Origin of the sequence: Rhodomicrobium udaipurense JA643 (genome assembly GCF_000636015.1) — a bacterium.
Taxonomy (GTDB): domain Bacteria; phylum Pseudomonadota; class Alphaproteobacteria; order Rhizobiales; family Rhodomicrobiaceae; genus Rhodomicrobium; species Rhodomicrobium udaipurense.
Genome location: NZ_JFZJ01000188.1, coordinates 1 through 3,903 on the forward strand (window position 1 = coordinate 1; position 3,903 = coordinate 3,903).

5 protein-coding genes are annotated in these 3,903 nt (G+C 59.5%); 1 reads left to right on the top strand and 4 read right to left on the bottom strand.

The window, feature by feature from the left end:
• Positions 1-138 precede the first annotated feature (138 nt).
• From T281_RS16455 to T281_RS16465, 3 genes are all read right to left on the bottom strand, one after another.
• Positions 139-948: a hypothetical protein gene (locus T281_RS16455; RefSeq protein ID WP_037242048.1), complete on the bottom strand. Its 810-nt coding sequence runs from the start codon at positions 946-948 to the stop codon at positions 139-141.
• A gap of 650 nt (positions 949-1,598) precedes the next feature.
• The gene (locus tag T281_RS19950; protein WP_199502439.1) at positions 1,599-1,940 is read right to left on the bottom strand and encodes a 4Fe-4S dicluster domain-containing protein; all 342 of its coding nucleotides are present in this window, start codon (positions 1,938-1,940) and stop codon (positions 1,599-1,601) included.
• A gap of 72 nt (positions 1,941-2,012) precedes the next feature.
• Positions 2,013-2,678 (bottom strand): O-methyltransferase, encoded by a 666-nt coding sequence (locus T281_RS16465; protein ID WP_037242049.1) that lies wholly within the window; start codon positions 2,676-2,678, stop codon positions 2,013-2,015.
• Between the two features lie 94 nt (positions 2,679-2,772).
• On the opposite strand from T281_RS16465, the gene T281_RS16470 reads away from it, so the two are divergent.
• Complete coding sequence (locus tag T281_RS16470; protein ID WP_037242052.1) at positions 2,773-3,402, top strand: TetR/AcrR family transcriptional regulator; 630 nt, start codon at positions 2,773-2,775, stop codon at positions 3,400-3,402.
• 84 nt (positions 3,403-3,486) lie between these two features.
• Here the strand turns inward: T281_RS16470 and T281_RS19955 are convergent, their stop codons facing one another.
• On the bottom strand, positions 3,487-3,900 hold the full coding sequence (locus T281_RS19955; protein WP_037242055.1) for a plasmid mobilization protein: 414 nt from the start codon (positions 3,898-3,900) through the stop codon (positions 3,487-3,489).
• Between the last annotated feature and the right edge of the window lie 3 nt (positions 3,901-3,903).

The window sequence follows — 3,903 nt, forward strand, 5'->3', positions numbered from 1 at the left end:
TAGTGGCTCTGCCAACGCTGCCCGGAGGGGCAGTGCGGCAGAGCCTGTGGTTTATGCTGGAGATCCCATTTTTGTCCGAGCGGCCGAAATCTGAAGACCATTCGTCGACGACGAAACTCGATATCGGCCTGGAGGGGCTTAGGCATGCGGTGCTGGCTGCTCACCAATGACGTCGGTGAACGACGTGGGAGGCGCGGGAAGGACGAAGATCGGATTTGTCGCCGGGACTTCGGCCGCTTCGGCGAGCAACTCCTTATCGGCAACCACCTCCGGAGTCCCCTCGGTCGCAACCTCGGCCACGGCCTCGACTTGCACCTCAGCCGCAGCCTCGGCCGGGGTCTCATCAGTCGTGATCTCGGCCGGAGCCTCTTCAGCCACGGCCTCGGCGTGCACCTCAGCCACCGCCTCGACTTGCACCTCAGCCGCAGCCTCGGCCGGGGTCTCATCAGTCGCGATCTCGGCCGGAGCCTCTTCAGCCACGGCCTCGGCGTGCACCTCAGCCACCGCCTCGGCCGGGGTCTCATCAGCTGTGATCTCGGCCGGGGGCCCTTCAGCCTTAATCTCAGCAGGCCCGTCTTCAGCCGCGACCTCGACCCGGACCTCAGCAGCAGTCACAGCCTCGGGGCTTGGCAAGGCTTCGGCCAAGTTTCCGCTCTCCGGGAGCACAAGGACTGTTCCGCATGCTGCGATGGGGTCGGCCACCGCAGGCTCGCTGGTTGCAGCCTCTGCGATTGCGCCAGCCTGTGCCGTGGCGACTTCCGCCTGCGGCTCGGCGACCGCGATAGGCTCTGGCGAGCCGTTGGTGACAGGCGAGCACGCAGGTGCCGCCGGCTCGGTACCTCTGACAAAATCGAACATGCGTTGCGCTGCGGCGATGACGGCATCAACGTTGCCGCCCAGCTCAGCAGCCATACGCAAGCACTGCATGCGCTTGTCCTGTAGGTCCATGGTGTTTCCTCGAGATATTTTTTTTGGGGAGTTGGACGCCGCACAATCCACTTTTCCGGCGCGAGTAACACTATAAACCTATTTTTTACTCTTGTCCCAACGTGAACGACTTCATAAAAAGGTGTAGTTTACAGTTAATCATACTTCGATGCCGGGAGCGAGCGTCATACGCGCGTGGCCTCGGCGCAGCAATCGGGTGCACATTCTAAGCCCCACAAGCTGCTGCGGTCCAAAGGGCGACCTCCCGGCCGGATTTCCTGCTTCAAACATTTTATAACAAGCAATTGGTGAAGGATGACCACTTCGTCCGTGTGGGGCAACAGCGAGCCTTAACGTCGAGCGTGGTGCCGCTCAGCGGGCGAGATTTTATGGCTTCGGCTTCTGGAGGTTAAACAGGCGCGATTTTCTGAACGCCATGTCCGTTTGCGACCCTTCATGCCCGTCGAGGTGTGTCCCGCATTTGCAACGTGAGCGCGGCTATTCGCCATATGCGAGCAAGAGGCCGGAAGCGGTCCAAACGGTATTAAAAACTTTTTAGATTGTCGCGCCGGCTTTCTGATCGCTTTGCGGACTACCGAGATTGAGCTTCATAGTGAAGGTGGGGCCACATGCGGAAGTTTTTCGGTATAAAAATTCCTGCTTCGTCACCGTTAATCCGCTGGAAGTGATTGTTCAATGGTCCGCTGTACCGCCCTTTGCAGCTTGATCGCCTTCTCCGGACAGACCTGCACACAAAGTCCACATCCACGGCACGCATCGGGGTTCGCGACGAAAGCCTGTTTTCCGCTGTGGACGTACAGCTTGACGCGCCCCATCAACGAAAACTTGGCTTTCTCTTCGCGCGGGACAGTGCGGATCTGCAGGACGTTGTAGGGGCACATAGGAACGCACGGTCCTTTTGCTTCGCAACGCATCGGATTTATGACCGGTATCATGAACCCAGGGTCAAATTTACAATCCGCACTGTCGTCACCACGTTTTTGCATCGTCATTCCTTAACGCTGTAGCTTGGCATTGATTTTGAAGCTGGTAGCTCCGGCCATTGCCGGCAGATGAGACCGGCGCTAGCCGATCCACATGGACAGCTCGACGTCTTCGGCAAAGGGCACCGTCATGTAACCATTCGCAGAGGAGCGTACTCGCGCCAAGTAGTCGGGGCTGTGATCGGCATTGTCGGCGACGATGAGTGCGCCCGGTCTGAGGCGGCCCTCTACCAGGCTCAGAATGTCGGGATAAAGCGCCTTGGCGCCGTCGAGCAGAAGCAAGTCGATCGTTTCAGGAAGATTGACACTCAGCGTCTGCAGCGCGTCCCCCTCACGGAGTTCCACCAAGTCCAGCAAACCGCCGGACTTCAAATTCTCCCGGGCACGCGCCACTTTGGACGGCTCGAACTCGCTTGTGATGAGGCGGCCGCCGCCATTGTCCCGCAACGCCGCTGCGAGATGCAACGTTGAGATGCCGAACGAGGTCCCGAACTCGACGATCGTCCGCGCGCCACAGGCCCGCGCCAGCATGTAAAGCAGCGCGCCGGTTTCTCGCGAGACGGCAAGAGGGAAATCTTTCAAGCGTCCGTAAAACTGTAGGTAATCGGTTTTGCTCTGCATCAGACGTGCCCGGTCCTCGGGGGAGAGAGCTGCCATGACAGGGCTTGATAGCGGAGACGACGCCGCTTCCTCTTCGAACAAACGATCCAGCAGGGGTGAAAGCGGGGGGTCAGTGAGGGTGGTCATGAGAGTGCTCCGGTTTGAGGTTGCGTCGCCTTGTACGCCGGCCCATAATGGGACGAATTATTCAGGTTCACCATTCGCGTTGCGGCGTCCCGTCATGAACAATCGCCTAAACCACGAAATTATCTCAAGAAAAGAGCCCAAGCAGGCACGGTCTACCGAGCTCGTCGCCTCAATTCTGGAGGCGGCTGTTCAGGTTCTGGCGAAGGAAGGCGCGCATCGCTTCACCACGGCACGGGTGGCCGAGAAAGCCGGTGTGAGTGTGGGATCGGTTTATCAGTATTTCCCGAACAAGGCGGCGATCCTCTTCCGACTCCAAAGCGATGAATGGCGTCAGACTGCCGGCCTGCTGTGTGACATCCTTGAAGAGGTCCAAAGGCCGCCGCTCGAACGGCTGCGCGCACTTGTCCACGCCTTCATCCGTTCGGAATGTGATGAAGCTGTGGTGCGCGTCGCGCTTGATGATGCGGCCCCCCTTTATCGCGATGCACCCGAGGCGCAGGAGGTGAGGGCGTCAGGAGGCCGTATTGTTCACGTCTTCATGCAGGAGGTGCTGCCCGAAGCTTCAAAGGCAACTCATGCATTGGCCGGCAACCTGATCATGACGACGCTCAGCGCGGCGGGCAAGCAGTTCTCCAAGGCTCCTCGAGCCGAAGCGGAGATTGAAGCCTATGCCGACGCTATGGCCGATATGTTCTGCGCCTACCTTGAGGGCCTACGTCGTTGAGCACGGGCCGAGCACGCCGAACGTTGCCTTGGCCACGTCATTCCTTCGAATTTTGTCTGTTTTTCCGTAGATGACTGCGTTGGGCTAGAGGCGCGGTTGCCTCGTGCCTTTGGAGGTGGTCTGCTTCAAGAACAAAAAGCCGACGTGCGCGCATGGGATCGCGAGAAAACCGGGAGGTCCGTTCCCGACCCGACTCGGCCAATGTCTCTTCGCGAGCGACACGGCGCACCCTCGTGTTCGGATGAATACCGCGCGAGGTGGTTCGCCGCCGAAGCCGTTAAACGACCGTGGAACTCTTCGGTGTATCCCCCGATAGATACAGAGCGCTTCATCCGGCACGCTCAGAAGCCGCGATCTTCCCCAGGCGGAGAGGCTCAATCCCTCGGCATCGGCCCGCTCCTTCAGGGCACCCATTTCCGACTTCGTCAGCCGGATCTTGAGCATAGACGCCCGGTTCTCATTCGCCATCGCTTGCCTCGCGGTCTGGTCAAAGGACATACG

Coding starts and splice junctions, on each gene's coding strand:
- T281_RS16455 (WP_037242048.1), bottom strand. CDS start 948: ATGGACCTACAGGACAAGCGCATGCAGTGCTTGCGTATGGCTGCTGAG.
- T281_RS19950 (WP_199502439.1), bottom strand. CDS start 1,940: ATGACGATGCAAAAACGTGGTGACGACAGTGCGGATTGTAAATTTGAC.
- T281_RS16465 (WP_037242049.1), bottom strand. CDS start 2,678: ATGACCACCCTCACTGACCCCCCGCTTTCACCCCTGCTGGATCGTTTG.
- T281_RS16470 (WP_037242052.1), top strand. CDS start 2,773: ATGAACAATCGCCTAAACCACGAAATTATCTCAAGAAAAGAGCCCAAG.
- T281_RS19955 (WP_037242055.1), bottom strand. CDS start 3,900: ATGTCCTTTGACCAGACCGCGAGGCAAGCGATGGCGAATGAGAACCGG.